Consider the following 18,618-nt stretch of genomic DNA (forward strand, 5'->3'; position numbering starts at 1 on the left):
AAGAGAGCATACAGCCCTACCCTTTTTTACTGTCAGGAGAAAAATGCCCCATCATGACGACTAAGGATCTGTGATGATACCTAAACCGGTCCCGACTATTTTACATAGAAAAAGGAGCCATTAATTTAGTAAACTTTGCTAAACCTAAGGACATTTACCGCGAAAAGCAATTCAACCAGGATGGAAAATAACCCTGCGCTATTTTGTACATATCAGATCTAATCATGCTGAAAACTTTTTTGTACTTTTCATACTCCAGGATTACTTATACTCTGGCCATAAAAATAAATAATGAGTTACCCGATTGAGATAAAGGACAAAGCCAAAAATACAAAGAGTATTAAAGTAGAAGTCTTCAGAAAAAACGTAAGAACAACGGTACCGCACAAACACCATAGTTATATCGAACTGGTCTATTTATCAGCAGGCTCCGGCACTCATACGATAGACACGTACACCGTTACTATCAAGCCACCGGTTTTACATATCATTAAACAGGAGCAGCTACATTTCTGGAATATAAATTCGGAACCTGCGGGTTATGTGTTGATATTGAAAAAAACATTTGTTGACCAATATTTTGATCACGAGCTCAACTATTTACTATCCCGGCTAAGCGCCGATTGTGCACTGAATATAGATTCGGAAGATGCACCTGTTATTGAATCTTTGTTTGACCTATTAACCAGGGAAAATGCCGTAACAGAAAAACAAAATACTGTTTTGATACATCTCATGAAAGCATTATTTACAAAACTATTGCAGCAGGCCCTGCTTCCAGGCCAAAAATCGCGGGGAAGCCTATACCTGTCATTCCACGAACAGCTTACGGCTTCGAATGAATTGATCAATAATGTTGCTTATTACGCGAAGCTGCTCCATACATCCCCTCAGAACTTAAATGCAGCCTGTAAAAAAGAAACCGGGAAACCTGCTTCAGTCATTTTATCAGAATATATAGTATCTGAAGCCTCAAGACTCCTACTGTATACGCAGCAGTCTGTTTCTGAAATTGCCTACCAGTTGGGCTTTAAAGACAACTCTCATTTTACTAAATACTTTAAGAAAAATACGGGTTCCACGCCGTCGCAGCTCAGGCAACCGTGATGTCGTTCGGGCATACCAGTGTATTTTCAAATAGACCATTTTTTGATACTCTGATTCGTAAATTTTGCGGGTACAGAGAAATTTAAAATATAATGACACGGGTTATTCTTTTTTTATCAGCACTCCTTGCACAGTTATTTTGTACAGCGCAAACCATTACCATAAAGGGAACTGTTGTTGATAGCTCAGATCAAAAACCGTTGAGCGGCGTTACAGTGCATCTTGCAGAAGATAACCTAACCCGTCTGTCCGGCAGCTTAACCGATCAGCGCGGTGCTTTTTCAATAACTTTAACGAACAAGCTACCCGTAAAACTGACACTAAGCCATACATCCTACGAGGAACTTGAAATGACGTTGTCGCTCCACACTGGCTCAACCTGGAATATAGGTACGATACGGTTGGTTCCACGCATACAGTCTTTGGCTGCAATAGTAGTAGATGGCCGCAAAGCCCCGTCATCTTTTAAGATCGACCGGCAGGTATACCAGGCATCACAGTTTGGCAATGCCGCTAACGGAACGGGAACAGATGTTTTACGCAACTTACCCTCTTTATCTGTTAATGCCCAGGGAGAAATTGCATTCAGAGGCTCGGGTAGCTTTTTACTTTTATTAAACGGAAAGCCAACACAGGCCGACCCTGCCCTGGTGCTGGGACAGCTACCAGCAGGCTCAATTGAGCGTGTTGAAGTGATCACCAGTCCGGGCGCAGCTTATGATGCCGACGGTAAAAGCGGTGTTATCAATATCGTTACCAAAACCGGCGTAGAAGATGGCTGGATGGTGCAGGCCAATATAATGGGCGGAACCCCGCCATTAAATGATTTTGATAACAAACGATACGATAATCCTCAACGCCATGGGATAGACCTGTCCACCAGCTATAACAAAAAGAAATGGAACTGGAACCTGGGTCTCAACTACCTGAGAAACGATATAGCGGGTTACCGCGAGGGCGATGTGTATACCATCAACAACGGCGTCAGGACGAGTTTCCCATCTTCAGGTGAGCGTAGCTTTTGGCGTTATAATTACGGCGGAAGGTTTTCTATACATTTCAAACCGGATACCCGTAATAATTTTACAGCAGGTTTTTACAGTGGTAAAAAATTTCAAAGCCGGGTGGCGGATCTGGTGTACCATAATACCAGGCAAGACCTGAATACAGGCAATCTATCATCTTTTACCTATTATAATGAGAATACACAAAACAAAGAAGGCATTTTTACATTGGCAAACCTGGACTATAGTCATGATTTTAATGAAGGATCGAAGTTAAGTTTCTCCGGATTATTTGAGCGGGCGGATCTTTCTGGAACCACTTATAATTTGAATGTTCAATATCCAGACATTAATGACACCATTCAATATACCGTTAATCCCAATACTAATCCGTTGAATGCCTACCGGGCTAAACTTGACTATCAGAAAAAAATAGGAAACGGCAGCCTTCAAACAGGTTACCAGTTCCGGTACGATCATCAGCAGGGAGATTTTTTTTATCGTACACTGATCAACGGCAGTAGCCAGTTTGAGACAGATCCTGATTTCAGTAGTTCAGTACGGGTAAATAACCGCATTCATGCGGGCTACGTGCAATACAATGGTTCGTCAAAAGCATTCAACTACGTGGCAGGATTAAGACTGGAACATTCTGAAAGGGATTTGTTATTATCCAATACAGGTCATCAAAATCAATTACGGCTTACCAACCTTTTTCCGTCTCTTCAGATAAGATATACCCTTTCGGAACAAACTGTATTGAAAGCAGGATATAGCAAAAGGGTGAAACGCACTAATAATTTTGAACTAAACCCGGTACCAGAAAGGGAACATTCTGAAACATTGGAGCAGGGAGATCCTAACCTTTTACCGGAATTTACCAGCACTTATGAAGCGGGTATTGAATACAGTTTTGGAAAGAACACATTGTTTGCAACCCTTTACCATCAAAGAATTGCTAACCCGATACAGAGGGTGAATAGTGTTTTTGCAGATACAATACTAAACCGGGTATTTACCAATGCCGGCCGCGCTTTACAAACCGGCCTGGAAGCCAACCTGAACATTGCGCTAAGCAAAGTATGGCAATTTGTATTGGGTGGAAATGTGTACGATTACCAGATTAAAGGAAAAATATTCAACGGCGCATTACCGGTACAAAACCGTAGCCTGGTGTACAGCATCAACAGTACCCAGTCGTTTAACCTGCCTCAAAACTGGTTGCTGCAATTCAGTATAAATTATATTTCCCTGCGGGCTACCGCCCAGGGTGAAGACGGTGCCTTTCTTACTCCTCATTTCACTGTTAAAAAAACAACGGCGAATAAGCGATGGTACTTCCAGTTTCAGTGGCTGAACATGGATGCAGGTTTAAATATCTCCAACCGGCAACGCATCACTACCTGGGGTAATGACTTTTATACTACTACACATTATATCTACGAGCCTGACCAACTACAACTTTCTGTAGGATTTAATCTGTCACGCAAAAACCGAAAAATAGTACTCCCCCAAAGTGAAATGGGCGAAAAAGAATTTTAATTTTTTATAGATTCAGTCACCCGCTTCAAAAATAAACTTGCGTAGTCAAATAGCTACACGTATATTTGTAGTCAAATAGCTACACAATGAATTTAAGAAGAGATGTATTTCAGGCCATTGCCGATCCTACGCGAAGAGCCATATTATTATTATTAGCGGCTGCTCCATCGCTCACAGCCGGTGCTATCGCAGCTAACTTCGATACAGCCCGACCTACGGTATCTAAACATTTACAAATACTCACCGAATGCGAGCTACTGCAGTCGCAACAGACCGGGCGAGAAATGTATTATCAATTAAATCCGGAAAAAATGAAAGAAATTGATGATTTTATTGAGCCGTTCCGGCAAATGTGGGACGACCGTTTTAATAAACTGGAAGCTATTATGAAGCAGCGCGCGAAGAAAAAGCACGATTAAACAACCATAATCCTAAATAAAACTATCAATGGAAAGAAAAACAAAAATACATGCCGAAAATGGTAAGCAGGAACTAACTATAACCCGCGAGTTCGACCTGCCGGTTGACTTATTATTCGAGGCCCATACAGATGCTTCAATTATAGAGCAGTGGATGGGTAATAAAGTATTAAAATTTGAAGCGAAGCCACATGGAGGTTATCAGTTTGAGACAACTGATCCGCAAGGTAATGTGTTGTTCAAAGCTAATGGAGTCATACATACGTTGATCCCCAATAGAAAGATGATACGCACTTTTGAAATGGAAAACGTTCCTTTTGATGTTCAGCTGGAATACCTGGAATTTGAGGCATTAACAGATGGTACCAGTAAATTAACCATGCAGGTAGTATACCGGTCTGTAGAGCTTCGCGATCAGCAATTAAAAATGCCTTTTGAATACGGCATTAATATGGCCCATGATAGACTGGAAGCATTGTTAAAAAACGGAAAATAATCAGTTATGTCAAAAAGAAATAAGATCATTTACTGGATTGCCACCATTTGGCTGGCACTAGGTATGTTGTCCACAGGCATTGTGCAGCTCATTCAATTAAAAGAAGAAACGGAAATGATGAACAGGTTGGGCTATCCCTCCTATTTACTTAGCATTATTGGAGTATGGAAAATACTGGGTGTAGTGGCCGTTCTGGTGCCTAAATTTCCCTTGTTAAAAGAGTGGGCTTATGCCGGGTTTTTCTTTGTAATGTCGGGAGCCATACTATCACATTTTGCAATAGGTGATGGTGCCAAAGAGTTCTTTGGGCCCGTATTATTGCTGCTACTTACATTTGTATCCTGGTATTTCAGGCCGGTAAACAGAAAGATTGTTTTGCAAACTCAATAAATAGATATGAATCCGAAAGTTGATTTCTTTTTCGATAAGGATGGCCCATGGCTGGCAGCATTTGAACAAATGAGAACCCTCGCGCTTGATTGCGGGCTCACTGAAGAATTAAAATGGGGCCAACCCTGCTATTGCCTGGGTAAAGCTAATATCGTTCTGATACATGGTTTTAAAGAATATTGCGCACTCCTATTTTTTAAAGGTGCGCTATTGAAAGATCCGGAAGGTATATTGATTCAGCAAACGGAAAATGTTCAGTCTGCACGGCAGTTACGTTTTACCAGCTTAAAAGAAGTAAAACAAAAAGCAAAAGCGATCAAGGCCTACATTTACGAAGCCATAGAAGTGGAAAAAGCCGGATTGAAAGTGCCCTTGAAAAAAACCGCGGCTTTCGAAGTTCCTGAAGAATTTAAAACAGCCTTAGATAAGCAACCGGCATTACAAAAAGCATTCGAAGCCCTGACACCGGGCCGTCAAAGGGCTTATCTGTTCCATTTTGCCCAGGCAAAACAATCAACAACAAGGGTGGCAAGGGTTGAAAAATATATACCTAAAATTCTCGAAAGAAAAGGATTAGATGATTAATGATTGCGTACCTACGGCACGCAAAACATTTATAAATATTATGGGCTACAAATAGATTGTTCCTACAGAACCAAACCATCCTGTTAAAAATCCTGTCACAGGAAATTGTTCTTTTTAAAAAAGGCCCGAATAGTTTTAAGCTTGTGATCGCATCAAAAACGCAGCAGATAAACACGAAACAATGCCGGAGACATTACCTTTTGAACAATGCCTGTGATGTATTTGTGCAACTGATCTTCCCAGGCCTGCTCAATCAAAGCCCTCCGGTAACGAACCGCAAATACTACATGGATGTAAATCCGGGTGTAAGTGTTAGACATGGGTTATTTTTGATAAACTTACTAAATAATGATGCAGTATGAAAAATAAAAAAGAACTACCCACTTCTGTAAAAAATGAGCTGCTGGGGATATTGAAAACACGGTTTGAAAAAAACAAAAACCGTCATAAGGGTATTAACTGGGATGAAGTGCTGGCCCGGCTTGAAGCTAACCCGGCCAAACTATGGTCTTTAAATGAAATGGAAATAACCGAAGGAGAACCGGATGTAGTGGATTATGACAAAAAAACGGGCGAATACATTTTTTATGACTGCTCAGCAGAAAGCCCCAAAGGCCGTAGAAGTATTTGCTACGATGGCGATGCGCTAGCCTCCAGAAAAGAACATAAACCCAAAGACAGCGCATTGGGCATGGCAGCAGACATGGGTATTGATATACTTACAGAAAAACAATACAGGGAGCTCCAACAATTGGGAGCCTTCGACCTGAAAACCTCCAGTTGGGTTCAAACACCTACTCCAATAAGAAAACTAGGTGGTGCTCTTTTCTGCGACCGGAGATATGATACTGTTTTTCTCTATCATAATGGTGCAGAATCTTACTATGGTGCAAGAGGATTCAGGGGTTCTTTAAAGGTATAGTTACAATGCATAAGCCCGGCGTTTTACAACCGGGCTTACTTATGTTACAATTAAAACTCTTTTAAGCTAGCGCTGGTTTGCCGGATCAGCAATCCATTCAGCATAAGAGCTGGCTCCTGAATAGAACGGAGATTGTGGTGTTAATGTATCCTTTTCCAATGGAGCACCAGAGTACAAGGCCTTCGCATCAGATACTACGTCCAGCTTCTTACCGGTAGCTTTTGCATACTGGCTGATCCAAACAGTCATATCAAATTTTTCAGGCCCGCCTATCTCAAGTATCGAATTTGCAGGTTCGTCCACGGCGGTTTTAGCCAGAAAACCTACGACGTCTTTACTTGCTATCGGTTGAATATTTGCGTCAGGAACAATCACTTTCCCTTCTACAGTACTCATTTGTACTATGCTACCGGCAAACTCAAAAAACTGAGTAGCATGAACAATCGTGTATGGTATACCGGAAGCCCTAATCATATCTTCCTGTACTTGCTTGGCACGAAAATAACCACTTGCCTGAAGCTGACTGGTACCCACTACCGACAGCGCGATATGATGCCTCACTCCTGCTTCCTTTTCAGCAGCCAATAAATTTTCGTTAGAAGTTTTGAAGAAATTCATTACCGCTGTTGCTTCAAATGATGGTGAATTGGAAACATCGATAACCACATCTGCATTCACTAAAACTTCTTTTACGCCTTCACCGGTAAGTGTGTTCACACCAGAGCTGGGAGACGCTGCAATAATTTCGTGTTCGGTTTGTTGCAGCAGGTTTACTAACTGACTACCAATAAGGCCGGTACCGCCGATAATAACTATTTTCATCTTTGTTTTTTTAGAGGTGTTTTGTAAAACACAAAGATGAACTGCGGCAAACCTGAAAAACTTAAGCTGGTTTAAGAAATGCCTGACTGCTTTAAATGTATCAACTCTTCCAAACTAACCTGCATATAAGATGCGAAAATAGGATCTGGTATACGTGCGATGATATCTGGATAGGTGTTTTTAAAATACCTGTAAAATTCCTCTTTAGAGGTAGTTGCATAGGTTTTCTGCTTCAATAAAGCTGCACCATAAGCACGTTCATGAATTTTATTGAAGTAAACCGCTATAACCGGGTACTGGTTTAACAGCGCTTCATATTGATGCCGGTTCATGACTATAAGCTCCGAATCTTCCATAGCTCGTATACTATAAACTGCAGGACTTTGCGTAGCAAAGGTCTTGTAATCGGTCATCCACCAATTTTCCAAAGCAAAATGAATAACCTGTTGTGTATTATTTTGCTCATAATACATGTAGATACAACCTTTAGTCACAAAATAAAGAGCGTCGCAACGCTCGTTCTCCTTTAAAATCAATTCATCTTTTTTTACAAACTGTGCGCGCGTAAAAGGCAATATACTGTCTTTACTGACAGTAACATTGGGCAAAAGGCTTTGCATATGTTTTATTAAAACGTCTGTCATTACTTTTTCTCTTTTCTTTTTTTGCGTAACTCACTTAAATATTCAGGTGTAAATCCGAGAAAAGAGGCCAGTACTTTTTGCGGAATACGCTGCAGAAAGCCAGGATACTTTGACTCAAAATTTTCGTAAAACGCCTGCTTGGGCATACGTGTAATCAATTGAATACGTAACAAAGAAGCCGCATAAGCACGTTCATATACCCTTCTGAAGTATTCTTCCATCAAAGAATTTTCCCGTAGCAGTTGCTCGTAATTCCGGTGCGATATGCTTAGCACTTCAGTCGGCTCCAGGGCCTGTATAGAATAGCCCGAGATCCTCCCTGATCGAAATGCTTCCAGATCAGTCATCCACCAGTTTTCCAGAGCAAACTGTAACGTTTGCTCAACACCATTCTCATCGGTAAAAAATAAACGGAGACAGCCTTTTATAACAAAAAAGTAGGCCGCACATCGCTTACCCTCTTCCAGTAACATTTCTTTTTTTCGAAATGAATAAGCCTCGAAAAATGACAATATTTTTGGCACATCCGTTACAGAGCGGGAATTGATTTTATTGATATGTTGTATGAGCGGATGCATTTAATAACACAGTGTATTGACCAGAGAACGCAAATCTAGTTAAAATATGCATCTGCCTGTGTTGCAATCCCAGCCTCTATCCTGCTATAAAAATAGCCACGCCTTACTATATCAAAATACAAGCACTAATAAAGAATATACCCAGGCAAGAGGACCGAACAATAGAAATATTTACAAAGTACCTCCTTATGCCAAATGTGACAAATAACTTTGTATTTTTGCTGATGCTTTCTTTTAGAAAGATATATCTTCAATAAACATGAACCTTCTAAGTTACTGCAAATTTGAACATGCCTTCAACTGTATATTCAAAAATAAGAGCTGCTTGTGGCGGCGCTGCCAGGGAACAACATTATTTTGAAGCTATGGCATTTGAAGCGAGCAGATTATCAACGGGGCTTTTTTAGCCGACGAATACCAATTTAAATTAAAAAGAGCCTCTAAGAACATGAGAAAAAGCATCCTGATAGCCGACGATAATCCCGGCATTCTCGAAGTGGTAAGTATTATACTGGAGTCGGAAGGTTACGAGGTTAAATCTACTGCAGATCCGCAACATGTTTTGCAGGTAAAAGAAGATCCGCCGGGTCTTATTTTATTAGACATCTGGATGGGCGGTACTGACGGACGTCATATTTGTAAACAATTAAAAGCAGATCAAGATACCCATCACATCCCCGTTATATTAATGTCTGCTAACAGCGATATAAGGGCTATTGCGGAAGAATCGGGTGCAGATGGTTTTATTGCCAAGCCTTTTGAAATAGATGATCTCATCAGCAAGATACAAACGATCTATTCATCAGGCGGTACGGGGAAGTAGTATCAACAACCCAACGGTTAAATCTAGCTTGATAATTTCTATTTAGATTTCAAAACAGTTTTGATAGCCTCTGTGAGGTGATCCAGGTCAAAGGGTTTGGCCAGGAAATGCTCGGCTCCTGCAGTGTTTGCTAACTTGGAAATTTCGCTGTTGGCAGAAAAATATATAACAGGAATATCCTTTAAATCAATATCGTTCTTAATTTCCTGCGTGGCAATAATACCACCTTTCGGTGGAATCCAGTTGTCCATGAATATAACCTTCGGCTTGCAGGCTTTAAGCTTATTCACCACATCATCGCAGCTCGAAAAAGTGTTTACTTCCCATCCCTGGTCTTGTAATACGTAATGGCAAATTGATAAAATATCCTCATCATCATCAAAGATGGCTACACTTTTATTCTCGTCATTCATTAAAGGTGAAGTTAACAATTAATTGCCGATGAATACATGGCACTCAAAAAAATCGTCAAGATAGCTTGAAAACTGCCCCACCGTAAAAACCGTATACTGCTTGTTTGCGTATATAATTTACTCCTGCTACCGTCCCAAAGCTGTCAATTGTTATTTTTCGAAGGATAAAAAATGTCAGTACTACTTTTTTTTATTATTACTGTGTGATTATGTGTAATTTAAGTATTTTTAAGCACCAAAAAGCCCCCCTGTAGAAACAGGGGAGCCTGCCCTTACCCGGCTCACGCCGGGTTTTTTGTGTTAACCCTCTATTAACACAATACGAATATAAGTAATACGACCTAATATCAAATTAATTTTAGTCAACTATATTACTTTGAAAAACAGTATTACTAATACTCTTATGTTTTAAACTATGTATATAAAAAAGCTGTAGCTGTAGTTTTGAATACGACCGCACCTTTCTTTTAAAAATGGGTTGTTACAAATAATTTTTGGTACTCTGAATCCTGATTAAGCTGGATGAAAGGTTATCATTAGCATCATTAGTTTTAATTGGCAAAAATTGGTAAAAAATCTACTGATTCAGGTTAATATTATTGCTTCACCGGAAGGTGAAACAGATTTTTAATAATAACTACCGGTTATTGAAGACGGGATACCGGGCATCACTACCATAAAACACTAAGCATACTGATTCACACGCCTGCACATGTACATCAATTCATCAATATCTTCAACCCCTTTTACTTTAATATCGGTAACAAACACGTTAACAACTACCCCAGCACTTACATGTACCTTAACCATCCCATGCGCATACTCGTCAAAAGTAGCCGGGTTATTTTTTAACTCAATAAAACCGTTGTTGAGAATATCATTAAGTGTAGTCATGAGTGCACTTTTAAAATTAGCTTGAATGGCTGACAAGACTAAAAGGCAAAGGGTATGCCAAATAATAATGGTGCAACTTGAGAAAATAAACTTGTTTCAATAAAAAAAGATGAATAAAGCAACCATTTATTTATTCTTGCTGTATATACAAATGTTGAAACATTAATTAAATCACGTAAACACTTTTGAGAATAGCTCTGAGCACTGACCATAGCCTCTATGACCTCATATTGGGCTGCAAGCAAGATATGCCTGCTGCGCAGAAGCTATTATATGAACGCTTTTTCGGTTTTGGGTTATCTATATGCTTACGGTACGCTAAAAGTAATGATGAGGCTATGGAAATACTCAATGACGGATTCGTGAGAATTTTCAGGAGTATTCCGGGATTTATAGAACCCGCAGCGCAGGAAGAATTATCCAGGTTATTTATGAGTTGGTTTAAAAAAATAATGATCAATACAGGTATCAACTACTTTAAAGCGCTTAACAAGGCTTCAGCTATTCGTGTAGCTGAGACATTGGATGATACAGAGGGCTATGCCAGGCACACCGACTCTGATCAACTGGCTTATGATGACCTGGTGAAACTGATCCAGAAATTGAGCCCCGCCTATCGAAACACTTTCTGTCTTTATGTAATTGACGGGTACAGACACGAAGAAATTGCAGGTATGATGGGTATTTCCGTAGGCGCTTCAAAATCAAACTTACTAAAAGCAAGAAAAAATTTACGCAAAATGCTAGAAATTGCCAATGCCGAAAAAGTATAAAAATATGACCGACGAAGAGCTGGACCGGCTTTTTAGGGACGCTGCTGAAAACTTCAGAAACAGCAATCCTCCGGAGGGGGCATGGGAGGCATTTTATACCAAAAACGAGCAACAATTAAAGAATAAGGAAACAGGACCAGCGCCGGATCTTGATAAAAAACCTACTCGCTTTTTTATACCGGATAAAGCTTACAAAATTGCGGCAGCTTTATTTATTCTTTTTGCGGCCTGCGCCATCGTTTGGTTAGTAGTATCAAAACAAAGGAAGCATGAGGATCGTACAACAACACAAACCAGATCCCATTCATCTATTGATACAGTTATATCAGTGGCTGCAGATTTTAAAAAAGATACAGCGGGCAACAGTACGCTTTCCTTCGATAACAACGAGCAACTTTCTGCACCCCAAAAATCACCGATAACAACAGGGAATAAACCGGAGCCCATTATTTACCCTTCATTCAAGAATGAAAATGAGGTTCCTCTCCATGCAGTAGCCAACCCCATCATACCAGCATCACCCGCTTTACCTGAGCAAAAAGATAAAGCTACTGTTGCAAATAATATGCAGCAGGCTAACACTAAAAAAGTAGACCTGACCACCGGCCAGCAGGAATACTCCAATAAGAACAACTACCCAACAAATCAACTTTTTGCTACTGCTAAAGAACCTTCAAAACGAGGCAGCTCCGGCAGGTGGCAGCTCGGCCTGGTGGGCGGCGCTAATGTAGCTATGGTAAAGGGTGATGTTTCTACTACTCCCGGCCTCACCACAGGCATCCTGGTACAGCACCGCATTAACGATACAAGGGTATCAGTTGAGTCGGGGGTTATTTATGAAAATATGACGTACGCTGTAGAAAACGAGTACTTTAACCCTGGTGGCAAGCCAGTTTCATCGAAAGTGTCCAATATTTCAGGCGCTTGTACCATGATTGATGTACCGGTTAATGTGCGATATGATATGGTGCATTCTAAAAAGAGGAAAGCTTTTGTAAGCACCGGTGTTTCGCCCACGGTAATGGTAAAGCAAAGCTATGTGTACGATTATACCGACGAAAATGGTACACGGCTTATAGACCGTGATGTTACCGGACAGGGAAAGAATTTTTACGCCGTAGCCAATGTATCGGTGGGCTATGAACAAAAATGGAATAAGACTTCGGTGCAGGTGGCGCCCTACCTTAAAATACCCATGGGCGAAATAGGCTACGGAAATCTTAGCCTGGGTGGTATTGGCACACAGGTATCTATTAAAAGAGACTTATAGAAAAGAAACCTTTTTAAACTAATCACAGCACAGGTTCAATTAAAAAATTGATGCTACGGCATCAACAGGCCCTCTATTGCCCGGTATTTTTTAAACTAAAAACTATAAATGATGAAAACAACAAAAACGGTACATTTAAAAATCGCATTATTGTCATCCCTATCCATGGCCCTTAGCTGTTCTGCCGATAAGGAAGATGTGGTTACCCCGCCCCCTAATCCGCCGGCAGCTGAAGTTAAATTTTCTACTCAGGTGCTGCCTATTTTTACGGCAAGTTGTGCCGGCTGTCATGGCGCCACTAATCCGCCCAATGGCATTTCACTAACCACGTATGCACAAATATCGGCTAATGCTACCGCAGCCTACAATGCTATACAGGCAGACCGTATGCCCAAGGGCGGCCCCGCTTTGTCAGCCACCCAAAAAGCACTCATCAAGGCCTGGATAGATGCCGGCAAGAAAGATAATTAATCATTAATACCCTTACTATGAAACGGAAACCCGCATGGGCGTTGTTGTTGCTTGTGGTGCTTACTGCAACCGCTTTCGCTCTTTACTATTACTACAAAAAGCCGCCCGATATCAGAAAGGCTGCAGCCCATTATGAGACAACAGCCCCGGCTTTGCTGGCTGATTTTAATAAGAATGAGTCAACTGCGAATGCCAAATATCTCGATCAGGTAGTTATTGTTGAGGGAACGATTAGTAATGTAGAACTTAATGGCGAAAGCCCTGCTGTTTTCCTTGAAACAGGTAACCCTATGGCTGCCGTCAACTGTAGCTTTTATAATACAGAAAGCGCTGCTTTAAAAAATCTTAAACCCGGCACTACCATAAAAATTAAAGGCGTATGCACAGGGATGTTGACAGATGTGGTGCTCAACAAATGCAGTATCGTAGAATAATTTAAAACAGCAACATGAAAAAAATATTAACCTTATTCACAGTGATCGTATTCACTGCCTACCCGGCTTTTGCCCAAAAGTATTTTACCAAAACGGGTATCATCAGCTTTAGCGCCGGTACTTCGCTCGAAGACATTGACGCGGTCAATAAATCTGCCACCAGTGTGATTGATGCGGCTACAGGCAAAATAGAGTTTGCCGTTCTGATCAGGGGATTTGAATTTAAGAGAGCCCTGATGCAGGAACATTTTAACGAAAACTATATGGAAAGCAGCAAATATCCTAAGGCTGTATTTAAAGGAGCCCTTGCTGAGCCCATTAGTTTTAATAAGCCGGGTACTTACACGGCCACTGTTAAAGGCATTTTGGAGATGCATGGCGTAAAGAAAGAAACCACGGCTAAAGGCACTATTAAGGTAAGCGCACAATCGGTACAGGTCCTGTCCCGGTTCAGCGTTAATACCAGCGATTTCAACATATCTATTCCCGGCGTGGTTAAAGACAAAATATCGCAGGTAGTTAATGTATCAATGAATTGTAATTATACACCCCTTAATAAATAGCTATGAAAAAAAATAAAGAAACCATCAATAAGAAACGAACGGCCTATCTGTTGATCCTGTTTTTAATACTATCCGCTGCGCAAAGAATATCTGCCCAGGATGATCTTTTATCGCTGGTTGACTCAAGCAATGAAAGATCTGAACCCGTTACAGGCGCCTTCAAATCCAGCCGTGTCATCAATGGTCACTCCATAGAATTTATTGGCAAAAACGTACTGGACGTACGCATCCTGCACAGGTTTGGAATTATTAAAGATGGTATTGGCGAGCTGTTTGGATTGGACCAGGCCAGTATGAGGCTTGGGTTTGACTATGGCATCACCAAAAACTTAACCATTGGTGTTGGGCGCAGTACCCTGGCTAAGGAGCTGGACGGATTTATTAAATACGGGGTGCTACAGCAATCAAATGGAAAGAGGAATATACCGGTGTCTGTTGTATTGGTAGCAGGAAGTACGATCACTACGGCAAAACTGGCTGAAGATGCCACACTCCGGGACACCAAACATCGCATGGCCTATTACAGCCAGGTAATTGTAGGGCGTAAATTTAGCGAACTTTTTAGCCTGCAGCTCTCCCCTACTTATGTACACAGAAATGCAGTTGCTGCTACCACGGATTTTAATGACACTTATGCGTTGGGCATTGGCTCGCGATTAAAGCTTTCCAAGCGTGTAGCTTTTGTAGCAGATTACCATTACGTTATTTCCGGGCTTGACAAAGATGTTTACAGTAACCCGCTTTCTATTGGTTTTGATATAGAAACCGGCGGGCATGTATTCCAGTTACATTTTTCAAATGCCACTGCCATGAACGAAAAAGCTTTTATTACCAATACAACCAATAGCTGGGGACGGGGTGAAATAAGGTTTGGCTTTAACCTTTCCCGGGTATTTACTATTGGTAAAAAGAAAATGCCTAAAGAATCGCAGCTATAAATGCTTAGCAGTATAACAACCAGTTTATCTAAAAAAAAATATCATGTATACACTAATTATCAACATCAAAAGAGCAGCTATAAAAAGCTGTCTACAACCAATAACCCTGTTGTTTTTTGCGGTTGTTTTGTTAAGTTGTCATCATAAAGATGATTATACTCCACCCAAAACCTATATGGTTCAATTACAAAATAATGCTACCCTGGGCAGCTACCTAACCGATAAGGATGGAAGAACTTTATACTTTTTTGCCAGCGACTCGGCAACTGTTAATACCTGTGCAGGCAATTGCGCCCTGCTCTGGCCCATTTTTAATGCACCCGGAATTTCGGCAACAGACCTGGGCGCCGGTTTAAACTTCTCCGATTTTGGACAGATCACTACTGCCGCAGGCAGCCAACAAACTACTTACAAAGGCCGGCCACTTTATTATTACGCCCCGGCTTCAGCAGGTGTTAACACACCAGAAGCTGCAGGGCTTACCGGCGGAGAAGCATTTGGAGGCGTGTGGTTTGTAGCCAAACCCGACTATACCATTATGCTAACCCGGGCGCAGCTGGTAGGCAAAGACACTAAAAAATATACTTTTGATACTACCGGTACCCCAACACCCACTTACACGGAGAGCAATGGTAAGTCAGTTTATTTCACCGATGCCAAAGGTGTTGCACTATATATCTTCAAACCAGATAAACAAAATAAAAATACCTACACCAGCGCAACAGATGCCGGTAAAAATGCCGTATGGCCTATTTATGAAATGGATAAGATTGTGGTACCCTCGTCATTAGATAAATCTTTATTTGGCGTTATTGATGTGTTTGGTAAAAAACAGCTCACTTATAAAGGATGGCCCTTATACTATTTTGGCGAAGATGCTATGGTAATGGGCGCTACCAAGGGGGTATCGGTACCCGGTCCAGGTGTATGGCCGGTTGCCACACGCGGATTACGCCCGGCCCCGGTTCAATAGCCGGCTTTGAGGGTATGCGTATTCCATCCACAGCTCATTGTGTTTATTGCTCCGATTGAAGCAGTATAACAAACAAAATTGTTTGTCTGTGTAATAATGAAGGCCAGCCCTGGAAAGGGCCGGCCTTTGCTAACCTATGAAAAACAGTTTTGTTATTACCTGCTTATATTTTCAAACTGAATGCTGAATTACACCGCACAGCCAAAACTTTGAAAACTGGTGCCGAAATCAACCGGGTAATGATCTTCACCGAGGATCGTATTAATAATAACCGCATTTCTGTATGCCCCCAGTCCCAGGTCGGGTGCATTAAATCCATGTGTGTGCAGCTCTGCATTCTGGATAAAAATACGGTTGGCATCGTCCAGTGAGTAGCTACGTTTTATTTGTAGTGACCCATCGGCATTTCGTTTAATTATATTTTCCAACGAGCCCAAAAAGTCGGGCACCCGGCTGGCATAACCGGTAGCCAGTATAATCGACGCGGCATCGGTTGTAAATTTCTGATGCATGGCATTATGATAGAACTCAAGATTATATAAGTCTCCCTCTCCCCTGCTAACTGATCTCAGTTCGGCATGGGCTTGTATCTTGATATGCTTATCGTATCCCTCGGTAAATAAGCTATACAACCTGTCATAGATAGCATTGATCAATTGATGATTGATGCCCTTGTATAATGTCGCCTGGTTTTTTAGCAACCGGGTTTTCTCATCTCTTTCTAATCCATAAAAGAAATCTATATAGTCTGGTGAGGTCATTTCGTAATTCAGTTTGCTGTGTTCCATTGCATAGAAACGATCCGACCTTGTATACCAGTGTAAGGGAGTCTTAATTGTATCCAACTGATATAACAAGTCGTAAAAAATTTCCGCTGCACTCTGACCCGAGCCAATTAGGACCACTTTCTTTGACTTTAGAATTTCGGGCCTTCGATACATATAGTCTGCCGCATGTAATACTTTGTCACCTAAAAACTCATGCGAGTTGCAAGGTAAACCGGGCTGCGACCCTATGCCAACTACCAGCTTACGGGCTTTGATAGTTTGTGTCATATCAGCTTTTTTATCATAACAGGATACAATAAATACATCCTGTTTTGGATCGTAATGAATATGATTAACCTTGTAGCCAAATATCAAATTGTTTAGCTGCCCGCACACCCATCTGCAATACCTGTTGTACTCGCTTCGGGTAATATATCCCTGCTCGTGCACACCAAATTGAATGAGCCGATTATGCGATCGAAGAAAATTCAGGTAAGAGAATTTACTCGACGGATCTGCCAATGTAACCAGGTCTGCAAGGTAAGATACCTGTAAAGTGCTTCCGGGAATCAACATGCCATCATGCCAGTTGAATTCAGATTTTTGCTCTAAAAAGATCGTGCTTAAATTTTTTATAGGTTCCGCCAAGGCAGCAAGGCCGAGATTAAATGGGCCAATACCGATCCCTGCGACATCGTATATATTTTTATCAGATTTCATAACTGTGTTTTTTAGATGAAGGTCTTTTTATAAACAACCAGGCAAGACTGAAACTTAATATACTGGTGACCAGCAGTGCAAACAGAGATGGAGCTAACGTCAGTCTACTATAACCAAATAGTCGGAACATCCACATAATAATAATCCATTGCAACACGTATATAATGGTAATATGCCTGCTTACAAAATCCAGTAGCCGGAAAAAAAGGTTTGAGGTTTTAAGTTGAGCAATTCCTATAAATAGTGCTGTCCATAAAAGTGCGACGCCAGCATGGAATAATGTACCTCCCCGGCCCTGTCTGTAAAAATTGGCATTCCATTCTACAGGTTCTGTTATAGTCATTAACTTACCTAAAACAAACAACAAAATACCGGTTAAAATCATTGCTTTTAAAAACCGGGTGGGGGTATACAATTGTAGCAAACGCCCGAATACCAAACCCAGCATCGGAAAAAACAACCAGGGAAATACCGGGAAAAATACTTGAGGAGGCACGCCTGTGAACAAATGTAAAATTGAAAAATTTGAAACTGTATTAAAATCCCATGTGTAAGGAGATATCCACCACACTACACTTGTAATCAAAATGAGGAAAATAAAACGAGGGAAAAATTTATGCAGCAAAGCACCAAAGAAGTAAGCAAGAGACGCAAATTGTAGTATATCCCCGATCATAAACAATTGCCATGCAACAGATGAATCCGGGCTTATTACAAGTGAACTAATGTAGTTCTCAGGTAAAAGATTTAAATAATACGGAACTACAAGACGAAATAGGTTGAGCAGGTAACCCAATCCTCCAATCAGCAGGCATCTAATCAAAATTTGCTTCATTGTTTTACGTCGTCCCAAAACAATAAATACACCCATAAGGAACATAAAAAGTTGCGCCCCGGGTCCTTCGGCTAAAAAGCCCAATATACTTCCCAGCCATCCCTGCTTTACCTCTTCTGAACTATACAACATTACACTATGTACTGCTGGCATAACAAAGACAATAAATCCCCTGGCAAGGGAAAATCCCCTGCTTTGTGTTGGTGTAAGCATATTACTTGTTTTAAATTATGAA

At 41.0% G+C, this 18,618-nt stretch carries 23 protein-coding genes; 15 read left to right on the forward strand and 8 right to left on the reverse strand.

The window, feature by feature from the left end:
* Positions 1 to 291: 291 nt before the first annotated feature.
* From ACLOAU_RS18095 to ACLOAU_RS18120, 6 genes are all read left to right on the forward strand, one after another.
* Positions 292 to 1,107: a helix-turn-helix domain-containing protein gene (locus ACLOAU_RS18095; protein WP_427863315.1), complete on the forward strand. Its 816-nt coding sequence runs from the start codon at positions 292 to 294 to the stop codon at positions 1,105 to 1,107.
* Between the two features lie 92 nt (positions 1,108 to 1,199).
* On the forward strand, positions 1,200 to 3,653 hold the full coding sequence (locus tag ACLOAU_RS18100) for a TonB-dependent receptor (RefSeq protein WP_427863316.1): 2,454 nt from the start codon (positions 1,200 to 1,202) through the stop codon (positions 3,651 to 3,653).
* Between the two features lie 86 nt (positions 3,654 to 3,739).
* The gene (locus ACLOAU_RS18105; RefSeq protein WP_427863317.1) at positions 3,740 to 4,072 is read left to right on the forward strand and encodes an ArsR/SmtB family transcription factor; all 333 of its coding nucleotides are present in this window, start codon (positions 3,740 to 3,742) and stop codon (positions 4,070 to 4,072) included.
* A 28-nt stretch (positions 4,073 to 4,100) separates the two neighbouring features.
* Positions 4,101 to 4,568, forward strand: a complete 468-nt coding sequence (locus tag ACLOAU_RS18110) for an SRPBCC domain-containing protein (RefSeq protein ID WP_427863318.1) — start codon at positions 4,101 to 4,103, stop codon at positions 4,566 to 4,568.
* 6 nt (positions 4,569 to 4,574) lie between these two features.
* On the forward strand, positions 4,575 to 4,958 hold the full coding sequence (locus tag ACLOAU_RS18115) for a DoxX family protein (protein ID WP_427863319.1): 384 nt from the start codon (positions 4,575 to 4,577) through the stop codon (positions 4,956 to 4,958).
* A 6-nt stretch (positions 4,959 to 4,964) separates the two neighbouring features.
* The gene (locus ACLOAU_RS18120; RefSeq protein WP_427863320.1) at positions 4,965 to 5,543 is read left to right on the forward strand and encodes a YdeI/OmpD-associated family protein; all 579 of its coding nucleotides are present in this window, start codon (positions 4,965 to 4,967) and stop codon (positions 5,541 to 5,543) included.
* Between the two features lie 152 nt (positions 5,544 to 5,695).
* Here the strand turns inward: ACLOAU_RS18120 and ACLOAU_RS18125 are convergent, their stop codons facing one another.
* Positions 5,696 to 5,863 carry a transposase gene (locus ACLOAU_RS18125; RefSeq protein WP_427863321.1) on the reverse strand — a complete coding sequence of 56 codons (168 nt, stop codon included), beginning with the start codon at positions 5,861 to 5,863 and terminating at the stop codon, positions 5,696 to 5,698.
* A gap of 38 nt (positions 5,864 to 5,901) precedes the next feature.
* On the opposite strand from ACLOAU_RS18125, the gene ACLOAU_RS18130 reads away from it, so the two are divergent.
* The gene (locus ACLOAU_RS18130; RefSeq protein WP_427863322.1) at positions 5,902 to 6,465 is read left to right on the forward strand and encodes a DUF4256 domain-containing protein; all 564 of its coding nucleotides are present in this window, start codon (positions 5,902 to 5,904) and stop codon (positions 6,463 to 6,465) included.
* Between the two features lie 66 nt (positions 6,466 to 6,531).
* On the opposite strand, the gene ACLOAU_RS18135 is transcribed toward ACLOAU_RS18130, so the two are convergent.
* The 3 genes from ACLOAU_RS18135 to ACLOAU_RS18145 all read right to left on the reverse strand — a co-directional run bounded on the left by ACLOAU_RS18135 (position 6,532) and on the right by ACLOAU_RS18145 (position 8,509).
* Positions 6,532 to 7,287 (reverse strand): SDR family oxidoreductase, encoded by a 756-nt coding sequence (locus tag ACLOAU_RS18135; protein ID WP_427863323.1) that lies wholly within the window; start codon positions 7,285 to 7,287, stop codon positions 6,532 to 6,534.
* Between the two features lie 71 nt (positions 7,288 to 7,358).
* The gene (locus tag ACLOAU_RS18140; RefSeq protein WP_427863324.1) at positions 7,359 to 7,931 is read right to left on the reverse strand and encodes a Crp/Fnr family transcriptional regulator; all 573 of its coding nucleotides are present in this window, start codon (positions 7,929 to 7,931) and stop codon (positions 7,359 to 7,361) included.
* Positions 7,931 to 8,509, reverse strand: coding sequence for a Crp/Fnr family transcriptional regulator (locus tag ACLOAU_RS18145; RefSeq protein ID WP_427863325.1), 579 nt, complete (start codon positions 8,507 to 8,509; stop codon positions 7,931 to 7,933). The genes ACLOAU_RS18140 and ACLOAU_RS18145 overlap by 1 nt, the downstream gene beginning before the upstream one ends.
* 448 nt (positions 8,510 to 8,957) lie before the next feature.
* On the opposite strand from ACLOAU_RS18145, the gene ACLOAU_RS18150 reads away from it, so the two are divergent.
* Complete coding sequence (locus ACLOAU_RS18150; RefSeq protein ID WP_427863326.1) at positions 8,958 to 9,332, forward strand: response regulator; 375 nt, start codon at positions 8,958 to 8,960, stop codon at positions 9,330 to 9,332.
* A 38-nt stretch (positions 9,333 to 9,370) separates the two neighbouring features.
* Here ACLOAU_RS18150 and ACLOAU_RS18155 read toward each other — a convergent pair whose 3' ends face one another.
* Positions 9,371 to 9,745 (reverse strand): response regulator, encoded by a 375-nt coding sequence (locus tag ACLOAU_RS18155; RefSeq protein WP_427863327.1) that lies wholly within the window; start codon positions 9,743 to 9,745, stop codon positions 9,371 to 9,373.
* Positions 9,746 to 10,429: 684 nt separating this feature from the next.
* Positions 10,430 to 10,639: a hypothetical protein gene (locus ACLOAU_RS18160; RefSeq protein WP_427863328.1), complete on the reverse strand. Its 210-nt coding sequence runs from the start codon at positions 10,637 to 10,639 to the stop codon at positions 10,430 to 10,432.
* Positions 10,640 to 10,887: 248 nt separating this feature from the next.
* Between ACLOAU_RS18160 and ACLOAU_RS18165 the strand changes: the two genes are divergently transcribed.
* The 7 genes from ACLOAU_RS18165 (at position 10,888) to ACLOAU_RS18195 (ending at position 16,061) form a co-directional block, all read left to right on the forward strand.
* Positions 10,888 to 11,412, forward strand: coding sequence for an RNA polymerase sigma factor (locus tag ACLOAU_RS18165; RefSeq protein ID WP_427864302.1), 525 nt, complete (start codon positions 10,888 to 10,890; stop codon positions 11,410 to 11,412).
* Positions 11,396 to 12,682, forward strand: coding sequence for an outer membrane beta-barrel protein (locus ACLOAU_RS18170; protein ID WP_427863329.1), 1,287 nt, complete (start codon positions 11,396 to 11,398; stop codon positions 12,680 to 12,682). The genes ACLOAU_RS18165 and ACLOAU_RS18170 overlap by 17 nt, the downstream gene beginning before the upstream one ends.
* Before the next feature lie 108 nt (positions 12,683 to 12,790).
* On the forward strand, positions 12,791 to 13,153 hold the full coding sequence (locus ACLOAU_RS18175) for a c-type cytochrome (RefSeq protein WP_427863330.1): 363 nt from the start codon (positions 12,791 to 12,793) through the stop codon (positions 13,151 to 13,153).
* Between the two features lie 17 nt (positions 13,154 to 13,170).
* Positions 13,171 to 13,587, forward strand: coding sequence for an OB-fold protein (locus ACLOAU_RS18180; RefSeq protein WP_427863331.1), 417 nt, complete (start codon positions 13,171 to 13,173; stop codon positions 13,585 to 13,587).
* A 14-nt stretch (positions 13,588 to 13,601) separates the two neighbouring features.
* Positions 13,602 to 14,150 (forward strand): YceI family protein, encoded by a 549-nt coding sequence (locus ACLOAU_RS18185; RefSeq protein WP_427863332.1) that lies wholly within the window; start codon positions 13,602 to 13,604, stop codon positions 14,148 to 14,150.
* Positions 14,151 to 14,152: 2 nt separating this feature from the next.
* Positions 14,153 to 15,088, forward strand: coding sequence for a DUF5777 family beta-barrel protein (locus ACLOAU_RS18190; RefSeq protein ID WP_427863333.1), 936 nt, complete (start codon positions 14,153 to 14,155; stop codon positions 15,086 to 15,088).
* Between the two features lie 43 nt (positions 15,089 to 15,131).
* Positions 15,132 to 16,061 carry a COG4315 family predicted lipoprotein gene (locus ACLOAU_RS18195; protein WP_427863334.1) on the forward strand — a complete coding sequence of 310 codons (930 nt, stop codon included), beginning with the start codon at positions 15,132 to 15,134 and terminating at the stop codon, positions 16,059 to 16,061.
* Between the two features lie 188 nt (positions 16,062 to 16,249).
* Here ACLOAU_RS18195 and ACLOAU_RS18200 read toward each other — a convergent pair whose 3' ends face one another.
* Both ACLOAU_RS18200 and ACLOAU_RS18205 read right to left on the reverse strand, forming a co-directional pair.
* Complete coding sequence (locus ACLOAU_RS18200) at positions 16,250 to 17,548, reverse strand: lysine N(6)-hydroxylase/L-ornithine N(5)-oxygenase family protein (RefSeq protein ID WP_427863335.1); 1,299 nt, start codon at positions 17,546 to 17,548, stop codon at positions 16,250 to 16,252.
* Positions 17,538 to 18,596, reverse strand: coding sequence for a heparan-alpha-glucosaminide N-acetyltransferase domain-containing protein (locus ACLOAU_RS18205; RefSeq protein ID WP_427863336.1), 1,059 nt, complete (start codon positions 18,594 to 18,596; stop codon positions 17,538 to 17,540). The genes ACLOAU_RS18200 and ACLOAU_RS18205 overlap by 11 nt, the downstream gene beginning before the upstream one ends.
* Positions 18,597 to 18,618: the final 22 nt, after the last annotated feature.

Source organism: Paraniabella aurantiaca (genome assembly GCF_050309965.1).
Lineage (GTDB): Bacteria > Bacteroidota > Bacteroidia > Chitinophagales > Chitinophagaceae > Niabella.